The 20,383-nt window shown below is 66.9% G+C and carries 22 protein-coding genes, 1 tRNA gene and 1 other RNA gene; 12 read left to right on the forward strand and 12 right to left on the reverse strand.

The features are described 5' to 3' along the window. The 9 genes from EGK76_RS08075 to EGK76_RS08110 all read right to left on the reverse strand — a co-directional run. Positions 1-290: hypothetical protein (locus EGK76_RS08075; RefSeq protein WP_148087426.1), on the reverse strand; the 290-nt coding region annotated here is incomplete at its 3' end. Next, complete coding sequence (mshL, locus tag EGK76_RS08080) at positions 287-2,002, reverse strand: pilus (MSHA type) biogenesis protein MshL (protein ID WP_123832388.1); 1,716 nt, start codon at positions 2,000-2,002, stop codon at positions 287-289. The genes EGK76_RS08075 and mshL, both read right to left, overlap by 4 nt. A gap of 53 nt (positions 2,003-2,055) precedes the next feature. Continuing rightward, positions 2,056-2,841 carry a type II secretion system protein gene (locus EGK76_RS08085; RefSeq protein ID WP_158613467.1) on the reverse strand — a complete coding sequence of 262 codons (786 nt, stop codon included), beginning with the start codon at positions 2,839-2,841 and terminating at the stop codon, positions 2,056-2,058. After that, entirely contained in the window at positions 2,801-3,418 is a 618-nt protein-coding gene (locus tag EGK76_RS15375) for a hypothetical protein (protein ID WP_158613468.1), read from the reverse strand. The genes EGK76_RS08085 and EGK76_RS15375 overlap by 41 nt, the downstream gene beginning before the upstream one ends. Next, entirely contained in the window at positions 3,415-3,942 is a 528-nt protein-coding gene (locus EGK76_RS08090; protein WP_123832270.1) for a hypothetical protein, read from the reverse strand. Before EGK76_RS08090 ends, EGK76_RS15375 begins: the two co-directional genes overlap by 4 nt. Next, positions 3,939-5,375, reverse strand: a complete 1,437-nt coding sequence (locus tag EGK76_RS08095) for a hypothetical protein (RefSeq protein ID WP_123832271.1) — start codon at positions 5,373-5,375, stop codon at positions 3,939-3,941. Before EGK76_RS08095 ends, EGK76_RS08090 begins: the two co-directional genes overlap by 4 nt. Next, positions 5,372-5,920, reverse strand: a complete 549-nt coding sequence (locus EGK76_RS08100; RefSeq protein ID WP_123832272.1) for a hypothetical protein — start codon at positions 5,918-5,920, stop codon at positions 5,372-5,374. The genes EGK76_RS08095 and EGK76_RS08100 overlap by 4 nt, the downstream gene beginning before the upstream one ends. A 4-nt stretch (positions 5,921-5,924) precedes the next feature. After that, positions 5,925-6,758, reverse strand: a complete 834-nt coding sequence (locus EGK76_RS08105) for a prepilin-type N-terminal cleavage/methylation domain-containing protein (RefSeq protein WP_123832273.1) — start codon at positions 6,756-6,758, stop codon at positions 5,925-5,927. A gap of 154 nt (positions 6,759-6,912) precedes the next feature. Next, a complete protein-coding gene (locus EGK76_RS08110; protein WP_123832274.1) occupies positions 6,913-7,695 on the reverse strand; it encodes a BTAD domain-containing putative transcriptional regulator in 783 nt (260 codons plus the stop codon). 251 nt (positions 7,696-7,946) lie between these two features. Between EGK76_RS08110 and EGK76_RS08115 the strand changes: the two genes are divergently transcribed. Further along, the gene (locus tag EGK76_RS08115) at positions 7,947-10,562 is read left to right on the forward strand and encodes a serine/threonine-protein kinase (RefSeq protein ID WP_158613469.1); all 2,616 of its coding nucleotides are present in this window, start codon (positions 7,947-7,949) and stop codon (positions 10,560-10,562) included. Between the two features lie 439 nt (positions 10,563-11,001). Here the strand turns inward: EGK76_RS08115 and EGK76_RS08120 are convergent. Continuing rightward, positions 11,002-11,092, reverse strand: a tRNA-Ser gene (locus tag EGK76_RS08120). 110 nt (positions 11,093-11,202) lie between these two features. Between EGK76_RS08120 and EGK76_RS08125 the strand changes: the two genes are divergently transcribed. Further along, on the forward strand, positions 11,203-11,613 hold the full coding sequence (locus EGK76_RS08125) for a DUF6165 family protein (protein ID WP_096300431.1): 411 nt from the start codon (positions 11,203-11,205) through the stop codon (positions 11,611-11,613). On the opposite strand, the gene EGK76_RS08130 is transcribed toward EGK76_RS08125, so the two are convergent. Then, positions 11,586-11,984, reverse strand: coding sequence for a hypothetical protein (locus EGK76_RS08130; protein ID WP_123832276.1), 399 nt, complete (start codon positions 11,982-11,984; stop codon positions 11,586-11,588). The two genes, EGK76_RS08125 and EGK76_RS08130, sit on opposite strands and share 28 nt — an antisense overlap. Further along, positions 11,984-13,084, reverse strand: coding sequence for a glycosyltransferase family 9 protein (locus EGK76_RS08135; RefSeq protein WP_233580235.1), 1,101 nt, complete (start codon positions 13,082-13,084; stop codon positions 11,984-11,986). The genes EGK76_RS08130 and EGK76_RS08135 overlap by 1 nt, the downstream gene beginning before the upstream one ends. A 32-nt stretch (positions 13,085-13,116) precedes the next feature. Here EGK76_RS08135 and EGK76_RS08140 point away from each other — a divergent pair, with 32 nt between their 5' ends. From EGK76_RS08140 to EGK76_RS08185, 10 genes are all read left to right on the forward strand, one after another. Beyond that, on the forward strand, positions 13,117-13,887 hold the full coding sequence (locus tag EGK76_RS08140) for a 3-deoxy-D-manno-octulosonic acid kinase (protein WP_123832277.1): 771 nt from the start codon (positions 13,117-13,119) through the stop codon (positions 13,885-13,887). Next, positions 13,887-14,657: an MBL fold metallo-hydrolase gene (locus tag EGK76_RS08145; protein ID WP_123832278.1), complete on the forward strand. Its 771-nt coding sequence runs from the start codon at positions 13,887-13,889 to the stop codon at positions 14,655-14,657. The genes EGK76_RS08140 and EGK76_RS08145 overlap by 1 nt, the downstream gene beginning before the upstream one ends. After that, entirely contained in the window at positions 14,654-15,676 is a 1,023-nt protein-coding gene (gene moaA, locus EGK76_RS08150; protein ID WP_123832279.1) for a GTP 3',8-cyclase MoaA, read from the forward strand. Before EGK76_RS08145 ends, moaA begins: the two co-directional genes overlap by 4 nt. A 390-nt stretch (positions 15,677-16,066) precedes the next feature. Beyond that, positions 16,067-16,582: a cyclic pyranopterin monophosphate synthase MoaC gene (gene moaC / locus EGK76_RS08155; protein ID WP_123832280.1), complete on the forward strand. Its 516-nt coding sequence runs from the start codon at positions 16,067-16,069 to the stop codon at positions 16,580-16,582. Continuing rightward, positions 16,579-16,821, forward strand: a complete 243-nt coding sequence (locus tag EGK76_RS08160; protein WP_123832281.1) for a MoaD/ThiS family protein — start codon at positions 16,579-16,581, stop codon at positions 16,819-16,821. Before moaC ends, EGK76_RS08160 begins: the two co-directional genes overlap by 4 nt. A 1-nt stretch (position 16,822) precedes the next feature. Then, positions 16,823-17,266 (forward strand): molybdenum cofactor biosynthesis protein MoaE, encoded by a 444-nt coding sequence (locus tag EGK76_RS08165; protein ID WP_123832282.1) that lies wholly within the window; start codon positions 16,823-16,825, stop codon positions 17,264-17,266. Further along, complete coding sequence (locus EGK76_RS08170; protein WP_123832283.1) at positions 17,263-18,279, forward strand: gluconolaconase; 1,017 nt, start codon at positions 17,263-17,265, stop codon at positions 18,277-18,279. The genes EGK76_RS08165 and EGK76_RS08170 overlap by 4 nt, the downstream gene beginning before the upstream one ends. Then, positions 18,269-18,823, forward strand: coding sequence for a hypothetical protein (locus EGK76_RS08175; RefSeq protein ID WP_096297702.1), 555 nt, complete (start codon positions 18,269-18,271; stop codon positions 18,821-18,823). Before EGK76_RS08170 ends, EGK76_RS08175 begins: the two co-directional genes overlap by 11 nt. 100 nt (positions 18,824-18,923) lie before the next feature. After that, positions 18,924-19,020, forward strand: an RNA gene (gene ffs, locus EGK76_RS08180) — signal recognition particle sRNA small type. 597 nt (positions 19,021-19,617) lie between these two features. Then, positions 19,618-20,358: a LysR family transcriptional regulator gene (locus EGK76_RS08185; RefSeq protein ID WP_199730885.1), complete on the forward strand. Its 741-nt coding sequence runs from the start codon at positions 19,618-19,620 to the stop codon at positions 20,356-20,358. Positions 20,359-20,383 lie beyond the last annotated feature (25 nt).

Here is a 20,383-nt window from a genome sequence, read left to right on the forward strand (position 1 = left end):
TCACCCCTTGCGTCGTCTTCGAGCAGGTCGACCAGTGTCAACGCTTCGGCGGGTGCCTCGACGGGCCGTGCAACCGACGGCTGACCGAAATGCTGGGGCTCGGTCGGTGCAGCGACGTTCGTGACCGTAGCCGCGACAAAGGCCAGCGGGGTCGCCAACAGCGCGCCGGTCGCCAGCAATACAGAGCCTCGCCGCCATGACGACTGCCGCGCCCACCACAGCGGCAGCGGCGGGGCGCTGTCCGGCCTCGCGGCGCCCTGTGAGCGCAGTGCGTCGTAGATCAGGCTCATATCACCTTGACTCGCAACACCAGCACCAACTCGCGAGTGCTTTGTTGGGTGCTGCGCGCCCCGAACAGCTTGCCGAGCAGCGGCACGTCCGACAGCAGCGGCACACCGTTGTCGCCGAGGTTCGCGGTCTGGTCGATCAGTCCACCCAGCAGGACCGTATCGCCATCGCGCAGGTTGAGCGTGGTGGTGATGCCCTTGACGTTGATGATCGGTAGCGTGACTGCATTCCCGTTGGGGAACTCCTGGAGTTGCAGGCTGCCTGGCACGACTTCGGTCTGCATGGGATGCACCAGCAGTTCTACTGAGCCGTTCTCGTGCACCATCGGCGCCACCCCGATGACGACGCCCGAGAACAGCGAGTCGGTCTGGATGTCCGATGACGTATTGAAGCCGTTACCGCCGCTGGAGACGTTGGTGGTGGACTTGGTGACGTATCGGATGTTCGAGCCGACGGAGAGGTAGGCCGGACTGCCGTTGCGCACGCGCACACTCGGGTTTGACAACACCTTGACGTTGCCGAAGCTTCGCAGCGCGCTGAGGGCGGCGGAGAAAGTGTCGGTGGCGTAGCTCAGACCCAGGCCGCGACCCACGGTCGAGCCCAGCGTCTGCCCAGGGAAGATGATGTTGCGCGCCTGGTCGCCGAGCCGGCTGTTGCGGTCGTATGGCAACAGATTCGGAGAGGTATCGGTGCCGGGCGTCGGCACGATGCTGCCGGGGCTGCTGCCATACAGACCCGCCACGCGTTCGCGAAGCACCTGCCAGTCCACCCCGTACTGGAAGTTGTCGTTGAGCGAAACGTCCAGGATCTGTGCTTCGACCAATACCTGGCGACGCATTTTCAGCGTGGTGTGGCTGATCAGTTCTTCCACGGCACGGACCTGGGAAGGACGCGCGCGCACGAACAGCGTCCCCGAACCCGCGTCGAGGCTGTAGCGCGCGGTTTCGGGCGGCGGCGGATCGTCGGGGCCGCGTGGCGCTGCGGCAGCCTGGTCGGCCCCCAGGATCACCTGCAGAGAAGCATCGAGCTGTTTGAAGGGGTCGTTGTCCTTTCCAACGCTGCCGGTCATCGTCAGCGTGCCGCGCAGCGACTGGCCACCACCGCTGGCTTCCATGCCCGCGCCGAACACATCGCCACCGGTTGCCAGATCGATGGATGTCGCCGAGTCGAGCATGTCCACGTTGAAGATGCGCTCGCGCATCTGTCCGACCACCAGCGCGCCGCCACGTGTCTCTCCATGGAGGTCGAACGCATCGAGGATGTGGTTGTACACCTCGCGCGCACTGACGTTCCGGAGGTGAAGGTTGGTGCGCTGTCGTTGCTCGAGTACCCGCGGATCGACGATCAGGTTCATTTTCAGCTCGTCGGCGAGCGCCCACAGCAGCTGGCCCACATCGGCATTGAACATGCTGATGCTGACCACGCTGTTCTCCAGCGGGTCATAGACCGGGGCAACCGGTGTGGCATCGGGGGTACGCTCGAATGAGCGCTCTATCTCGGCACGCAGCTGATCCTGTTGATTGGCGAACTTTGCCGATTCCTCGGCAATCAACTGCCGCGTGCGCTCCAGTGCCATGTGCTCGGTGGGCGGCAGTTCGCTGGCGCTGCGCGGCGGCGAATGCGCGCAAGCGGCCAGCGACAGCGTGATCGCGCAAAGCAGTGCGGTCCTTGCGGGGCGGGTGCGCGGGTGGGCGTAGCGGGGCGTGGGCGTCATTTTGGGGCGTGCCTTGGCAGGTGCGATCGCGTCGCGGGTGGAATACGGATGTGTCATCGGCTTGCCGTCAGCAGCCAGCCGAGGAGAGCGGCCGGGCTTTCCGCCACGACCACATCGTCAAAAAGCGGGGTCGTGGGCTGGCCGGGTGCGGCAACGCACAGACCGGTACCGGCGGCGAAGGCGGCATGGATGCCGTCGAAGTTCGCAAAGGTGCCGCCCGCCCCGTCGCGGTTTGTCGCCGGGGCAACCAGGACGAGGGCAGGATTGACCGGGCTGCCAGAGCAGCTCGGGCCAGCGGGATCCGCAGTGAAGTAATGCGGCTGGCTGGTCGTGGTTATCGTTGCGGCGCGCGAGAGCGCGGCTACAAGGCCTCCCGTGCCTTCCAGGTCCGGTACATCCACCGAGGCGCGCCCGGGCGCAACCAGATCCGTGCTCGCCCCGCGGCGCACGCCGTAGCGCAGCCGCGCCCCGCGCTCGGGTATCTCCAGGCCGAGAGCTTCGTAAGGCAACCAGCCGACATTGACGCTCGGACCGCATGCGCCACCGCCGGCTTCACGACCGACATCCCCCCAGGTGGTGGTGTCGGGACACGGCAGGCGGCGGTTGCGCAAGGCGAACGCGCGGAGCGCCAGACGCGCTGACTCGGCGTGCGCCTGGGCGGCATTGTGCTGGCGGGCCTGGGCCACGCTGTCGAAGCTCGATGTCATGGCCAGGGCCAGCACGCCGAGGACGGCCAGTACGACCGCCAGCTCGACGAGCGTGAAACCCCTGGCGCCGCTGATGGGCCGTGCACGCATGTCACTGCGCCCGTCCCGCTGCCGCCGCGCCGACCGGGGCAACGTTGTATTGCACCTGAGCCTGCAGCGCCTGCAACTCCACGATGATCTGGGCGGTGCGCTGATCGCGGAGCGGAGATTCGGGCTGCTGGGTCGACTCGGCCAGCTCCAGCGCCAGCTGCTGCGCGCGCCGGGCAACTTTGAGGTTGTCACGGAGTGCGTCGAGTTTGACGTCGGGCGGGGTCTGGCCACTGGCTTCCAGCGCGTCGAGCTGGACCATAAGGTCGTCCACGGCCTGGACATTCCGCTGCGCCTGTACGCGGATGGTGGCGATGGCAGCGACCGGGTCGGCAAAGTCGGTAGCTGGCATCGCACCGGTCAACGGAGTGAGGCCCACAGCCGAGCCCGCGCCCCCTGGGGTTCCCGACGTGGTCGTCGCGCCCTGCAGCCATGGCGGGGTGTCCTCGGGCGCAGCGGCGGGCGCAGCAGGCTGTACCGCCGCGTCAACCACAGAAGGCGCATCGATCGGAGCAGGTGGCGCGTCCTCGCCAGTCGCGAGGCCGCGCATGGTGAGCACGAGTGCGAGGCCCAGCGCGATTGCTCCGAGGGTCCACAGCAGCGGCCGATAGCGCGGATTCATCGCGCGCCCCCCGCCGTGAATGGCGAGCGCACGCGGCGATCGACCCGCTCGCCGTCCGGTCGCTGCAGGCGCACACCATCCGCATCGATCGAGCGGACGCGTGAGCCATCGTCGAGTCGCGAGCCCACGCGGACATGTTGCCCGTCAACGATCGCGCTGCGGCGGCCATCCGTGCTCATCACCAGGGTGACGTCCAGGGCTGCGGTGGCGGGGCCCGGGCCGATGGCGCCATAGGCGGCCGGCGACGCCATGCCCGGCTCGGACACGGGCTCGATACGGGCCGCTGGTAGTGCCACCAGCGGCTCGCGCGTACCGGGCATGCCAGTCGGACGCATCGAGGCGATCTGCGCCTGCACGCTGCGGTTGCGTTCGATGGACGTGCGCAATCCGATCATTTCCATGGTCTCGTCCGCATCTCCGCCCAGGTGCAGCACGGCCGGCTTGACGACGACCATCGTGGCCAACCACCCGGTCACCGCCAGCCACAGTGCAAGTGCGGCGGCCGCGATGAATTTCGCCTTCATGCCCCGGCCTCCGGCAGCGGCGCGTGTTCGCGCCTGATCAGATAAGAGAAGAACCCACTGGATGCGCGGCCGTTGGCGCCTTCTCCTTGCGGGTCCAGCGGCTGCGGGTCGAAGCCGGCACGTCGCAGACGATCGACAAACGTCGGCACCTGCATGCCTGGAGTACCGCGCTGGGGGTCGACGACCCCGTCCACACGCAGGGTGTAGCCCTGCGAAGCGGGGGCGGCAGCTGCGCCGCCTCTCATCTGGTTCATCGCCGCCGAATCCATTCCAGCGTTGAATCCGGTTGCCACATCGGCCGTCGGCTCCAGCCGCACCCGCAGGATGCGTACCTCGTCGCGCGAGGCAGCGCGCACGAGCGCCAGGCTGGTCGCGGGATCGGCACCTGACTGCAGGCGGGCGGCGCGCTCAACGAACGTCAGAGTCGCCGGAAAGTCGCTGTCCACGCCGGCCTGGTCGGCCAACGCGTCGATGCGCGCCTGCATCTGCGCGATGTCGGCATGCAATTGATCGGCGCGGGAATCGGCCTCACTCGCACTCATCGCCCAGCGGGTCGCCAGAGCTCCGAGTACCAGCGCGAACACCAGGGACGCGGCACTCGCCAGCGGCAGCACGCGTTCGGCGAGGTAGGCCACGCGGCTGGCGACTGGGTTGACAGCAATTGCCGGACTGGCAACCGACTGCATCCAACCGAAGCCGCTGCGATACTCGTGACCGGCTTCGTCCACCACGCGGCGTACGGGTACGGTGTTGATCTTGAGCCCGCTACGCGCCGCGAAGATTTCGCGCAGCGTGTCGTCAGCCCAAGGGGCGTCGTCCTCCGGCTTGCGCACCAGCACCGGGCACCAGCGCATCACCAGCGGTTCCAGCGTGTCCTGCCCACCTGCCACGTCTTCGGCGAACTGCTCGGCCAGTGCGCCGACCGTCATCGCGAGGTCGGTCGGATCGTCGCTGAATGCCAGCGAGGTCCGGTAGAGCATGTCGTGCCGCAGCATGGCCAGCACGGTGATCGAGCGTCCCGACTGCATGACCAGGCCCTGGCCGGGCTTGAGCGCGGCCCATGCCAGCGACGTCGAAGGCACGAGCAGACAATGGTCTGGCTGCCCTTCGGCCCAGGCATAGGTCTGTTGCCAAAGATCCAGCGCAATCGCCGTGAACAGCGTCTGGTAACCGCCACCCATCGTGCGTGTCTTGTGGATCAGGATCTTGCTTTCACTGTCGATCAGGCCGTCCGAACGCAGCCGTTTCTCGATAAGGGCGACCGCATGCGCCGGGCTGCCCTCCAGCGATACGACGTTGCTGACCGCATTACCGAAATCACTGATCACCACCGCGGCGCGCTGCAGTTTGGGACGCACTGCACTGCGTGTCAGGTGCTGGCCATCGAACACCAGCCATTCGTCCTGCTGCTGGATCACACACAATTGGCTCATGGGAGGTTGACTCCGGTGTCCGGAATGGCGGCGACGTCGCGTCCGGTCTTGAACAGCAGGCTGCCGCGCAAGGTCACTGACAGGGGGGCGGCTTGGCGGTCGGTCAAGGTCGGCACGTGGAACAGGCCTTCGTCAGGATTCGTGACCGACAGTTCGAAGGCCTCGGCCCCGAACATCCGGTCGTGCGAGCGCAGCACCGTGGCGAGCAGCGGCAAGGCTTCCTCACGGCTGACCTGGGTCTGCCTCAGGCTGATCAGCCGCTCGCCCCAATCTTCCGGCGACAGCCCCTGCAGACGCGCGGCCTGCAGGAGCTGACGCGCCGATTCGGCGTATTCCACGCGCAGACGCGCCTCCTGTTCCAGCACCTGCGTTTCGGCAAGCAGGCGGTTGCTGTCACCGAGCCGCGCATAGGCTTCGGCCAGGCCGGATCGGGCGTTGACGAACCAAGCTGCAGCGATCACGAGAGCCGTGAGAGTTGCCGCAAACAGCAACAGCGAGGCGCGGCGTGAATCGCGCAGCTGCTGGAACAGCGAGGACGCGTGCATGGTCTTACTGGTTCATTTTGTAGTTGGCGACGACGGTCATGACCTGGTCGTCGTCGGATGCGGTTCCCATCGCTTCGGCGCTGGCCGCCGCGCTCATCGAGCCGGTGTTGTTGCCACCCCATTCCGTGCCGATGGCCGCCGCGGAGGTTGCGCCGCCCGAGGCCGTGGCGTTGCGGGTCAGTCCGGTTACGTACTGGCGGAACGCGCCGTTGGCCGCGTCGGGCTTGCCGTCGATCATCTGGTCCAGTGCGCGTGCAAGGTCCGGCGTAAGGCCGGTGATGATCATCGAGTTACCCGACCCATGCGGGCTTCCGGGGCGGTTCCAACCGAAGCAGACGCGGATTTCCTGAGGATTTCCGTTCGTGTCCAGATACGCGTAACGGTCCTCCTTGCCCTCGCCGCGTCCCGGCGGCAGGGTGATACCCGCCTTGCGCACCATGTCGCGCAGGTCGAAGTCGCTGCCCGACTGGTGAGTACGGCTGAAGCCCGTCGTGGTGGGCACCGGATCGCTGCCCGAGCAGATCATGTCGGGCTCGGCGGTTCCTGTCATGTCACCGCCGGAGAATGTGCTGCCGGTGGCGAAGCTTCGGCCGTTGACCATCAGCTGCGGTGCGGCCTGATTGTCGGCGAAGGGCGCGCCGTAGCGCTGGTGATAGTTGTTGTAGGTCACCACCCACTGATCAATGAACTTCTGTTTGATTCGGGTGTACTCGGCGTTGCGCTGAACGTCGCGTCCGATCATGACCGCGCCAAGGATGACGCCGATGATGACCAGGACGACGGCCATTTCAACCAGCGTAAAGCCGCCCTGCTGGCGGCGGTTGAGTCGTGCTTGCATGTTGGATCCCCTGGAGGTGGCGAGCTGCCGCCGGACGGTCCGGGCGGTCGCAGGGCGGCAACTTAAGCAGGGGGTGTAAGCGGCGCGTAATCGCACCGTAAGAAGATCGTCTTCGGGCCGGGAGAGCTACACCGGCCAGACGTCACGAGGTTGGCTAACCTCTCGAAGCCCGCATCAATTCCGTGTGAAGAGCCCTGGTTTCGGCGCTCGGCGGACATCCCAGCTGGCGCAGCAGGGTGCGCTCGAGCTCGCTGTAGAGGTGCGATGCTTCATGAATCGCGCCATCGCTGGCCAGGATCACCATCAGCGCGCGGTGATGGGCTTCGTTCCAGCCGTCGATTCGGATGATGCGCCACCCCAGGTCGATGGCGTCCTGTCGGCGGCCCAGGGCGAACAGGCGGTCCCGAAGACGACACATCATTCTCAGTTCGCGGCGTAGATAGTGGTCGCGAGTGAACGAGAGCCACTCTTCGAATTCGGCGCTGTCGGCAACCGAGATTCCTTCGAGGAACAGGCCTCGATGACGCCAGCCCGTTTCGAGAAGTCGCTCGACCAGATCGCCTTCTTCGACGATGAGCGGATCCAGCACGTCGATGTCGAAAAGCTCGCAACACTGGTCAGCCGGAATCAAGCCGATCGAGTGCTTGTCTGTACGCAGGACGTCGCATAGTCCGAGCGCCGTGAACACCTGCTGCAGACTGTTAAGGACCTGGCGCAGGTTCGTTCGTGCAGGGGCGCTGGCGAGGTCTGGCCACAGCAAGCCCGCCAACTGCTCCCTGGAGTGGCTTCGGCCGCGCTCCACAGCGAGGTAGCCCAGCAGCGCCCAGCCCTTCCGGTATTGCAGATGCACGTCCACGCCGGTCCGGTCGGGCAGGCTGCCGACGCCGAGTAAGCGGAGATGCGGGATCTGTGGGAGCCCGGAAGATGGAGACTTCATCGCGAGGCATTACTTAGGTTGTGAGCGCGACGCGGGCGCACGATGCCAAGCATACAGCGCGTTCCAGTGGGCGTTCCTGGAGACGCCGGAGAGCCGGGGTTGGTAGCGGCACCCTACGCGAAATGGGGGCGGACCGACAACGCGAGGTCTGAAGGGCGCGGCTAGAATGCCCGGAAGTGCTAGGGGAAGCGGCAATGGGGAGGGATTGGGACGCAGGTCAGGACGCGACCGCAGGTCTACCGGGCGCGGCGGTGCGCCCGGCAATCGCGTTGGATGGCGAAAACGTGGGGCCGTATCGGCTGGTCTCGCTGCTCGGTCGGGGCGGCATGGGAGAGGTCTATGTGGCCACGCAAGAGACGCCGGTTCGGCGGTCGGTCGCACTGAAGCTGCTGCGTGCGCGTCGACTTGACGCGCGTTCCCTGGCGCATTTCGAGATAGAACGTCAGCTCCTCGCACAGATGAGGCATCCGGCGATCGCTCAGATCTTCGATGCCGGTACGACCGCTGACGGGCGGCCGTATTCGGCTATGGAACTCGTCGATGGTTGCACGATTACCGAATACTGCGCACAAGAGTATTTGTCGTTGCGAGCGCGCCTGCACTTGTTCGTGCGGGTATGCGAAGGTGTGCAGCATGCACACCAGAAGGGCGTGGTGCATCGCGATCTAAAGCCCGGCAATATCCTGGTAGCCAAGATCGACGGTCGGGCGCTACCAAAGATTATCGACTTCGGTATCGCGTCGATGAACTCGGGTGGCGCTTCCGAGGATTCCGGCGCCGTGGGCACGCCGGCGTACATGAGTCCCGAGCAGGCGTCGTCAGATGACGTCGATACCCGCAGCGACATCTACTCTCTGGGGGTGCTGCTTCATGAGTTGCTCTGTGGCCGCCGCCCGGACCCGCTGACACCGCATCCTCATCGGCCATCAGAGAAGTTCCTGAAGCTCCCAGCGGCTGACCAGAGAGGCATCTCGGCTGCGATGGCTGTAAAGCCGCGAATGCTGCGCAGAGTGCTGGTGCAGGAGCTCGATTGGGTCGTAGCGAAAGCAACCGCGCGGGATCGTGCGCTGCGTTATGCAACCGCAGCAGAGCTGGCTGATGACCTTCTTCGCTTCCTCGACGGCACGCCAATGGCGGCAGTGCCGCCAAGCCGAGCATATCGGTGGGGCAAATTTGCCCGACGACACCGGGTGGGCATTGCAGTCGCATGCGTGGTGACTCTGGCTCTGCTGTCTGGTCTGGGCATTTCGCTGTACGGATTGGCGCAGGCGCACAGCCAACAATTGCTCGCTGAGGAGCGAGCTCGCCAGCTTGAGGTGGTTTCAAGATTTCAACGCTCAATGTTGGAGGATCTGGACATCGAGGCGATGGGGGCCAGTCTGAGCGCGGCCATGCGTGAGCAGATCGGCCGGCGAGCGCCGGATAACGCTGACGCATCCGAGCGGGTGCTTGCCCAGCTAGGACCCGCGGACCTGGCGCGGAGCATGATCGATACCAGCTTGCTTGCACGTGCCGAACATGCAATCAGTCAGGACTTCTCGCAGCAGGCATTGCTCGCAACCGATCTGCTTGAATCGGTGGCGCGCGTACGCGCCAAACTCGGTATGCAGGTGGAGGCAGCAGGAACCTATGGGATGGTTGCTGAGGCTCTGGAGAGGCTGTCGGGTGCGAGTGCGCCGGCAGCTCTGCAGGCCCGTTTGAGCCAGATCCAGGAGTTGACCCTGGCCGGGAGGGCTCACAGTCAAGCGGCCGCCGACCTGCAAGAGCGGTTGCGTCCAGCGATGGATGCGCTTCGTCCGGAGAACCCGATGAGAATCCGGTTTGATTTCGACGAGGCAGTCATTCAGACCCTTGACGACGAGCAGGCCAGGCGGTCCCGGTTGGACGACCTTCTGGAGCGAAGCACGCGTGCACTTGGGGCCGAAGCAGCCCTCACGATGGAAATCGCAAATAGCTTGGCAATCCATCTCGTGCGTATAGGAGAGCGCAGGGTGGCCAGCGAGATGTTGGAGCGGCTGATGCTGGCGCATGGACGTCTTTACGGGGGCTTGCACCCCAAGACCCGGGAGATCAAGCAGAATCTCGCAATAGTCAGAGTCCAAACGGGAGATAGCGCCGGCGCAATTGCGTTGCAGCGCGAGATTGTCGACGACGACGCTCGTCGTCTGGGCAGCGAACATCCTACGGCGCTGGCTGCGCGGGGCCATCTTGCGAACATGCTGGATGCAGGGGGGCAATCTGAAGAGGCACTCTCCTTGTCCAACGTGCTCGTCCAAGACAACAAACGGATAATGGGTGAAGGCCACGAGCAGACCATTCGCAGTCAGCTCAACAACGCTAGTTTCCTTGCGCGGGCCGGGCGATTCGAGGAGGCGCTGCATCTGCAGACACGGGTCATAGAACTGCGGACTCGTATCCAAGGGGCAGTCCATCCCGACACGCTTTTCGTGATCGTGAATCAAGCCGCCACGATGCATCAGGCAGGTCGAACGGCCGATGCATTGCTTCGGTTGAACCAGATGATTCCCCAGGTCCGTGTTGCGCTGGGCGAAGCGCATCCAACAGCACAGATGGCGCTGGATATCTGCGCGATGATCGCCCGTGAAAGCGGAGACGCTGGGCTGGAGACCGAGTCACTCTCCACGTTGCTTGATTGGCGGTCCCGTGCCCAGGGATCGAGCGATTCGAAGACTGTGGAGACTGCCTGGCGACTTTCGCGGGCATTACGGAAGGCCGGTGAGGGGGGGGCGGCACAGAACGTGTGGAATTCTTACGTCCAGCCGTTGTTGGATCTGACGTCTGGCGCGCGAACGCCAGCACAGCAGCGCTTGGTTGAGGTCATTCTCGATAGCCAAGATGCGGCTTAGCGAGCACTCGCTTGGGCCGCAGCCTCCCAGTTGAGGGCCTTGCGGCGACGTCAGTGATGAAGCTGAGGGTTCTCTCGGCGCATGAAACAGTCTTTACGGTCCGTGCTCGGCGGAGTCCGTGTCCGTCCCGGCGTTATATCTCGCGAAGGCGCACCGCCACCGAGCTGCCCTGCCGGCACGGCCATGGTGCATTGCGTTCCCCATAGTCACCAGCCCATACCGGTAAGGGCGGTATCGAAACGCCCTTGGGTGCACTCGGACAAGTCGCGCGTCCCTGCGCCAGACATGAAGCTGGCTCGCATCACGGCACGTCCTGGCCCCCGGCGTCTTACACGGGGCTGCGCGCATTCCTGCATATGTCGCTCGTCGGGTCCCGCGTAGGGAACAAAAAAAAGCCACCTCGAAAGGTGGCTTTTTTCCGGCCGTTCAGGCCTGTATCTGGCGGAGAGGGGGGGATTCGAACCCCCGAGGCGCTATAAACGCCTGCCTGATTTCGAGTCAGGTACATTCAACCGCTCTGCCACCTCTCCGCGGTCCCGCTCGCCTCGCGGCGTCCGGGGTGGCAATCATACGGGCGCGCCGTGCGGCCGACAAGCGCGGCGTTACACTGGGCGGCCTGTCCGTGTCGCGGGTGCCGCCGATGTCCGAAATTTCAGTCCCTGTCTCCTATGGCGAGCTCCTGGACAAGATCTCGATCCTGCAGATCAAGTCCGAGCGGATGGAGGATCCGGTCAAGCTGGCCAACGTCCGCAACGAACTCTCCGCGCTGGAGCAGGCGTGGATGGCCCACCCCGCGGCCGGCCACGACATCGGCCGCCTGCGCGCCGAGCTCAAGGCCGTCAACGAGCGGCTGTGGGACATCGAGGACGCGGTGCGGGTCAAGGAGCGCGCCGGCGAGTTCGACGACGCCTTCGTGCAGCTCGCGCGCAGCGTGTACTTCGAGAACGACGAGCGCGCCCGCATCAAGAAGGCGATCAATCTGGCGCTGGGGTCGGCCTACGTCGAGGAAAAATCCTATTCCGATTACCGCGGTGGATCCGCCGCGTCCTGACTGCGCGTGGCCGGGCCTGTGCGACGCGCCTTGTGCTCGATGTATTCGTCCATGCGGCTGAGCAGTCTCCACCACTCGCTGCCGTCCTCGCGGAAGGTGCGCACGGCGCCGGCGCGCACCAGGATGCGGCGCAGCTCGTCGTCCTCGAAGCCGCCCAGGTGCTTGCGCAGCACTTCGAACGAACGGTCGGTGTAACCGCGATGGCCGAGGAAATGTCGGGCGGTGTCCTCGGCGGCGAACTCGGTCTTGTGCTCGGTGCGCAGGCGCTCGAGCTGCTGCGCGTGCAGCTGGCGGTTGAGCAGGAAGCTGACCCCGCCGCCGACGACCGCGCCGACGAGGGTGGCGAGCAGGCCGGCGAGCAGGGGATCCATCAACCCGTCTCCAGTTCCGCGCGCCGGCGTTCGAATGCGGCGATCGCGTCGTCCACCGTGACCAGGGACATCACCTCGTCGAACTCGATCTTGGTGCCCCACTTGAGGTCCGCAGCCGGCTTGCCCAGATAGCGGCGCGCGGCATCGTCATAGCGGTCCACGCAGAAGCGGCGGTCCGAATACGGGCCGCTGCGCGCCGGGTTGCTGGCCGCGTGCAGCCCCAGCACCTTGGTGCCCATCGCGTTGGCGATATGCATGGGCCCCGAATCCGGCGTGACCAGCAGTTGCGCGCGCGACAGCAAGGCCGGCAGCTGCTTGAGTGTGTCCTTGCCGACCAGATCGAGCGCCTCGTGGCGCATCGCCGCGAGGATCGCATCGGATGTCTGCCGTTCCAGCTCGCTGCGCCCTCCGCACAGCACCACGCGCCAGCCGGCGTCCGCGGCGTGGTCGGCGAGGGCGGCGTAACGATCGGGATACCAGTTGCGGCGCACGTGGCTCGAACACGGGGAGATCATCAGTACCGGGCGGCCATCGTCGGGCCACTGCGCGCGCGCCCAGTCGAACGCGTCCTGCGGAACCGGCATGTCCCAGACCACTTCGTTCTGGCGCAGTCCAAGCGGCTCGCAGAAGCTGCTGAGCGCATCGAGCACGTGGATGCCGGGGCGGTCGGGGATACGCTGGTTGATGAACAGGCCATGCAGATCCTTCGAGCGCGCGGCATCGAAGCCGATCCGCTGCCGGGCCGGAATGAAGGCCGACAGCAGGTTCGCCCGCGCCGCGACCTGCATCTGCAGCAGGGCGTCGAACCGGCGCGCAGGCCCGAGGCGGGAGCGCAGCTCGCCGCGCACCGCGCGCATGCCGGCCAGTCCGCTCTTCTTGTCGTAGATCACGAAGTCCACGTCCGGCAGGCCGTCCAGCAGCCGGTGCTCTCCCTTGCCGATCACCCAGGTCAGCGCGACCTGGGGCCAGGCGGCCCGCAAGGTATGGATCAGCGGCAAGACATGGGTCACATCGCCGAGCGCGGACAGACGCAGCAGACAGATCGAGCGCGGCCCCCCGCGCGGCGACTCGACTGCGGCAGAGGGGGCGGAACCGGGCAGGGCAGTCGTCAAGGCTTGGTAGACTCGCTTCTATGAGCAGATTCGATCCCGCCGAGAGTCTGACGCCGATTCCGGCGGGCGGCCGCGCGGGCGACCATGCGGGGGAATACGGCGCCATTCTGTTCGACGGCACGCAGCTGCGGCAAGCCGATCCGCGCTGGTTCGATCCTGCGCTGTGGGGCGAGCGGGCGCAGCGGGTCGACGGATCGGGACGCGGCGGCGCGTGGTTCATCGACGCCTCGCACGGCCCCTGCGTGCTGCGCCAGTACCTGCGCGGCGGCCTGGTGGGGCGCTTCAACCGCGAGCAGCACCTGTGGCGCGGGACCGGTCATGTGCGCAGCTTCGTCGAGTTCCGGCTGTTGCGCGAGCTGCTGCGGCGCGGCCTGCCGGTTCCGCAGCCGATCGCCGCGAGCTATCTGAGGCGCGGCCTGGGTTATCGGGCGTGGATCCTGATGGAGCGGCTGGCGGATGTGCGGTCGCTGGCCGATCACATGGCCGATTCGCCTGCCGATGCCCCGCTCGAGCAGACCGGGCGGCTGATCGCCCGGTTCCACCGGGTCGGCCTCGATCATGCCGATCTCAACGCCCACAACATTCTTTTCGACGGCGTCGGCAAGGGCTGGTTGATCGATTTCGACCGCGGGCGCCTGCGCATTCCCGAGACCCGTTGGCGCGAACGCAACCTCGCGAGGCTCAAGCGCTCGTTGCTGAAACTGCGCGGTGCCCGCGAAGTTTCCGCGGTGGAGGCGGATTTCGCGCGCCTGCGCCGGTCCTACGACGCGCTGTGGAGCAGGGGCATCTGATGGCCGGCCGGGAAGAGTGGGTCCTGCGTTTCCAGGGCGTCGGCAGTGCCTCCGCTGTCGCGCTGGGCTCGCCAATGGCCACGATCGAGCGCGATGGCGCGCCATGGCTGACGATCGACTGTGGCGCCGAAGGGCTGACCGCGTACCTGGGCCACTACGGCGAGGCGCCGCGCGCGCTGTTCGTCACCCATGTGCACCTCGACCATGTAGCAGGCTTCGAACGGCTGTTCGTCGACAGTTATTTCGATCCCGCGCGTCGCGGCCGCACCCCGGTCTACGTGCCCGCGTCGGTGGTGCCGCTGCTGCACCGGCGGGTCGGCGATTACCCGAACGTGCTGGCCGAAGGCGGTGCCAACTTCTGGGACGCATTCCGGCTGATCCCGGTCGGGGAGGCGTTCTGGCACGACGGCGTCCGCCTGGAGGTGTTTCCGGTGCGCCACCACTGGCCCGAGACCGCCTACGGCCTGCGCCTGCCGGGAAGCCTGACCTGGAGCGGCGATACACGCCCGATCCCGGAAATGCTCGCGCGCTTTGCCGATCGCAGCGAACTCATCGCGCACGACTGCGGCCTGCTCGGCAATCCCTCTCACAGTGGCATCGACGACCTCGAGCGCGAGTACGCGCCGGAGCTGCTCGCGCGCTGCGTGCTCTATCACTATGCGTCGGCGGCCGATGGCGAGGCGCTGGAAGCGCGCGGCCATCGCATCGCCCGGCCCGGCGCGCGTTTCGCGCTGTCTGCACCGCTGGTGCCGCAGCATCCGGCCCGATGAGCGCGCTCCCCCATCTGCCGCAGGCGCCGCTGGATCGCCTGGGTCGGCCGCTCCACGATCTGCGCCTGTCGGTCATCGAAGCCTGCAACTTCCGCTGCGGCTACTGCATGCCGGCCGATCGCGTGCCCGACGACTACGGCTACGACCGGGCGGCTCGCCTGTCCTTCGACGAGATCGAAACGCTGGTGCGCGGCTTCGCCCGTCTCGGCATGCACAAGCTGCGCGTGACCGGCGGCGAACCGCTGCTGCGAAAGGGGCTGCCGACGCTCGTCGAGCGCCTGGCGAAGGTCCCGGGCATCGAGGATCTGGCGATGACCACCAACGCATCGCTGCTCGCGCGGCATGCGCAGGCGCTGCGGGATGCCGGGCTGCAGCGCCTGACGATCAGTCTCGATGCGCTCGATCCGGCGCTGTTCCGCGAACTGTCGGGCCGGCGCGGCAAGATCGACGACGTGCTCGAAGGCGTCGCCGCCGCCGAGCGTGCCGGATTCGGCTCGATCAAGTTCAACTGCGTCGTGCAGCGCGGCGTCAACGACCACGAGGTCGAGCGCATGGCCGGGCATTTCCGCAACAGCGGTCACGTGCTGCGCTTCATCGAATACATGGACGTCGGTACCTGCAACGGCTGGGACCGCGCGAGGGTGGTGCCGTCGCGCGAACTGCATGCACGTATCCACGCGAGGTGGCCGCTGCGCGCACTGGACGCGAACTATCGCGGCGAAGTGGCGCAGCGCCACGCCTATGCCGACGGCGCTGGCGAGATCGGCTTCATCAGCTCGGTGACCGCGCCGTTCTGCGGCGATTGCCAGCGCGCCCGCGTATCCGCCGACGGCAGCCTGTATACCTGCCTGTTCTCGGGCGACGGGCAACCGATGCGCGGTTGGCTGGCCGAGGGCGAGGGCGCCTTCGCAGCGCGGCTGTCGGAGGCGTGGTCGCGCCGCGCGGATCGTTACAGCGAGTTGCGCGGCAGCGCGCGCGGGTCGCGCAAGCCGGTCGAGATGTTTCTGGTCGGGGGCTGAGCCCGTCGCGGCGCCGCGTCGTACGTGTCTTCCACGCTGGCCGCCTTGCCCGACCCTGGGCGTGCGCTACTTCGCCGAAGCGACAGCCCGATCGCCGAAGCTTTGCGCGGGCCGGCGTCCTGGCTGCCGGCCTCGCCGGAAGCGCACTGTCGGCAGGGCTTGTTGCAGCGTCCGGCGTGTCCCCGGGCGGGCGCGGTGTGTGCGCCGCCTCGCAGCCGGCGTCGTCTACGTCCTTCCGCGGCCACGCATGCTGGCAGTGTTGCGCGCGCCTGATGAAGCGGTTCGTGGCGGGATCTCAAGGGGGCGTCTGCTGTCGCGCCATGGCCCATCAAGGGACGGCCGACAGCGGGGCCGGTAACATCTGGGCCTCCGCATTCCAAGCGCAGGCGCATGGCCCGCAACAGAACACCAGCGCGCACCGCGCTCACCCACATCGATGCCGAAGGACGCCCGACGATGGTCGACGTGTCCGGCAAGGCCACCACGGCGCGCGCCGCGAGCGCCCAGTGCCGGGTGCGGTTTCCGGCGGACATCGCCGCGCAGCTGCACGCCAATGGTCTGCGCAGTGCCAAGGGCGGCATCGTCGATACCGCGATCATCGCCGGCACGATGGCGGTCAAGCGCACCCACGAGCTGATTCCGTTCTGTCATCCGCTGCCGATCGATGGCGTGCGCATCGCGATCGACTGGCATGGCGAACGCGAATTGCGCATCGAATGCACCGTCAGGACGACGCATCGCACCGGCGTGGAGATGGAGGCGCTGACCGGCGCCACGATCGCCGCGCTGACGATCTACGACATGTGCAAGGCGCTTTCGCACGCGATCGTGCTCGGCCCGGCGAAGCTGGTGGGTAAACGCGGCGGCAAGCGCGATGTGGGCACGGTAGCGGGAGAGACGCGATGACCGAGGTACGCCTGCTGTACTTCGCCAGCCTGCGCGACGCCGCCGGACAGGGCGAGGAAGCCTGGTCCACCGACGCGCCCGACCTGCGGGCGCTCTATGCCGAACTGCAGGCGCGTCACGGCTTTCCGCTGCCGGTCGAACAGCTGCGCGTGGCGGTCGACGGCACTTTCGCGCGCTGGAGCGACGCGGTGCGTAGCGGCAGCGAGATCGCCTTCATTCCCCCGGTCAGCGGAGGCTGAAATGGACGAGCGTGATTTCTGGCTGGCCGATGCGCCGGTCGACCTGGTGCTCCTGCGTCGTCGCGTGGAACACGAACGCGCGGGCGCGTTCGCAAGCTTCGAGGGCTGGGTACGCAACCACAACGAGGGCCGGCCCGTGCTGGGCCTGCGCTACGAGTCCTATGTCGCGCTGGCGGAAGCAGAGGGCGCGAAAGTCGTGGCCGAGGCCCGCGAGCGTTTCGCGCTGTGCGCTGCGGTGTGCGTGCACCGGATCGGCGATCTGGCGATCGGCGACATGGCGGTGTGGGTCGGCGTGAGCGCGCCGCACCGTGGCGCCGCCTTCGATGCCTGCCGCTACATCATCGACGAGATCAAGGATCGCGTGCCGATCTGGAAGCACGAGCGCTATGCCGATGGCGACGCGGGCTGGCTGCACCCCGAACCGGTGCGGGGCGATCGGGCATGACGCGCGGCGCGCTGTTGGCCTTCGTGCTCGCCGCGCTGACGACGGGCGCGCAGGCGCAGCCCAGCCTGCTGGTGGGCAACAAATCCGCAGACACGGTGTGGGCGCTGGACCGGGCAAGCGGTGCGCGCATTGCCGAATACGCAACAGGGCCCGCGCCGCACGAGATCGCGGTGTCTGCCGATGGTCGATCCGCCGTGGTGACGACTTACGGCCACAAGAGCGCAAGCCACAGTCTGGCGGTGATCGATCTCGTCAGCGGCAGCACACGCACCATCGATCTCGGTGCTCACGGGCGCCCGCACGGGCTGCAATTGCTCGCCGACGGCACCGCGCTGGTCACCACCGAGGCCAGCGGGGCGCTGCTGCGCGTGGATGTCGGGCAGGGTGAGGTGATCGGTGTCGCCGATGTCGGCGAAGGCCTGGGCCACATGGTCGCGGTCTCCCGCGATGGCGCAGCGGCCTACGTCAGCAAGATCCGTACGGGCACGGTGGTGCGGTTGGACCTGGCATCGATGCGCGCGACCACGGAGCGACGCGCGGGCGCCGGCGCCGAGGGCATCGCCGTGGCGCCCGATGGGCGCGTGTGGGTGACCAACCGCGCGGACGACACGGTGACCGTGCACCATCCCGACTCGCTGGAGTTGCTCGCTACGCTGCCGAGCAGTGGCTTCCCGATCCGCGTCGTGTTCACGCCGGATGGCCGCCATGCACTGGTCACCAATGCGACTGCGGCGACGTTGTCGGTGTTCGATGCCGCGACGCATGCCGCGGTGGCGACGGTCGCGCTCGCGCCACCGGACGCGGCGCTGCAGGACACCTTGCTCGGCAGCGGGCCTTTGCCGATCGGGGCGGTCGTCGATCCGCTGCAGCCGCGCGCCTATGTCGCGATCAGCGGCGCGGATCGGGTTGCCGTCATCGATACCCGCGACTGGCGCGTACTCGCGTACTGGACGACAGGGCGCGAGCCGGATGCCCTGGCCGTCGTGCCCGGAGAGTCTCCGCGTGATCCGTGAGTTCGCGCTCTTCGCTGCGACGGTGCTGCTGACGGCGTGCGCGTCCTCGCCGCCGCCAGCGGTACTGCCGTCGCCCGCTCCACAGGGCGCCGTCGGTGCGTCGCTGATCCAGCCGGCCAGCGGGAGCCGGCGCATGGACCTCGCGCGCAATCGGCGCTTCATCCATCCCAACCTCGAGACGTCGACCTTGCCGGCTTATCCGGCGGACTTGCTGGCGTTGCGACTCGCGCCGGTGGTGGTCTGCGTCGATGCGGTGATCGATGTCGCCGGAATGGTGTCCGCCGCGAAGGTGCGCAGGGATGACGACTGCGCGCCGCCGGTCGGTCTCGATACCGCCGCCTTCGAAGCCTCGGCGCTGCAGGCGGTGCGCAGCTGGAGCTACGCGCCGGCGCTGTTATGCGAGGCGCCGCCGGACTTCGACGGCGACGACGCCTGTCAGGCGGACGACGCGGTGGAGACGCCAACCGCGGTGCGCCTGTCCTATGCGTTCCGCTTCAGCCAGCAGGCGGGTGCGCCGCAGGTGGAGCGAGTGGGCGGGCGATGAGTCGCGGCCGATAGGCGCCGCGCCGCGGGCCTGCTAAACTCCGCGTCCCGCTGAACCGGTGGGGTCGGGCCGATGCCCGACGTGTGTCTCCATGGTGGCCCCGTCGGCCCCTCGCGACGCTAGATCGAAAATCCCGCCAGGGCCGGAAGGCAGCAACGGTATCGGTCGATGCGGGTGCCGAGGTCAGTCGGCGGGGCCATCACCTTGTCTGCAGCCGTGTCCCTATCGCAGGCCGGCATGGATGGGGGTATCGGCGCGGCCCCCTCCGGAACGCCTTCTCTCCGTCTTTGCACGGACTCGCCTCACCGGCCGCAATGCACGTTTGCGCCTGACGCGGCTGAGAGCATCACGCAGTCCGCTCGGTCGTCATCGCACGGGGTTGGATGCCTGATGATCGTCCAGCTCGGGGCAGGTGCTTGAGCCGGCCCGCACGCGCAAGGCGAAGCGCGACAGATGAAAGCGTCGGCGGCATTCGCGTTTGATGAGCCTGCGGAACTCGCCGCGGACGGGTTCCAGCCATGTCCTGCCCACAGCCCCGGATCCAAGAAACACTCATGAGTCCAGGGAATGTCCTGTTCTCGCGGAGGGAGGGCCGCCAGACAGGCAGCTCCCGCAAAACGCTGCTGCGTGGCCGCACATCGCCGGCGCCCGCCTGTCAGCGGCCCTGATGCAATCATGGCCCCCGACCCCGCCGTTGATCGGGGCAGGCCGTCGGCAAATACAATGCCGGTCAAGCCTGACGATGGATAGCGTCACAAGGCGCATATCTGTGGGGCGATATCAGGAACAGCAGAATGGACACCGGGGACCTGAGGGCGTTCGTCGAAGTGGCCGATGCGGGAGGCATCTCCGCCGCCGCCCGGAGGATGGGCGTCTCGAAATCGATCATCAGTTGGGCCCTGAGCAGGCTCGAACAGGATCTCGGTGTCCAGTTGCTGGCCCGTACCACGCGTGGCGCAAGTCTCACCGAGGCAGGGCGGATATTCCGCGGTCATGCCCAAAAAGCGTGCGCGGAGATCGAAGCGGCGCAGGACATCATCCAGTCCCGGGACGAACTTCGCGGTCAGCTGCGGATCGCGGCCCCGCTGACGTTTGGCCCGACCCACATTGCGCCCCTGCTGGCGCGGATGGCACGAGAGCACCCTGATCTGCACATCCACGCGACCTACTCCGACAGTTACATCGATATAGTTTCGGAAGGGTACGATTGCGCAGTAAGAACCGGCTTCCTGAAGGACTCGAGTCTGGTCGCCAGGAGAGTCGCGCCGATCCACAGCAGTCTCGTTGCGAGTCCCGACTACATCCGAACGCACGGTTCCCCGGAGACGGTTGACGAGTTCCTGCGTCATGCGGTGCTGATGCAGGGAACAGAGGCGTGGCTTTTGAACGACGGCGAAGTGATCGCTGTGTACCCTCGCGGAAATTCAAGGCGGATAACGGGGTCGCACTGGCCGCGGCGGCGCTGGCAGGCGTCGGCATTGCCTGGCTGCCGGACAAGATTATCGAGACACATCTTGCGTCAGGGGCGCTCGTGAGGGTGATGACGAAGTTCCCGCCCCC

Origin of the sequence: Luteimonas sp. 100069, assembly GCF_003813845.1 — a bacterium.
Taxonomy (GTDB): domain Bacteria; phylum Pseudomonadota; class Gammaproteobacteria; order Xanthomonadales; family Xanthomonadaceae; genus Luteimonas; species Luteimonas chenhongjianii.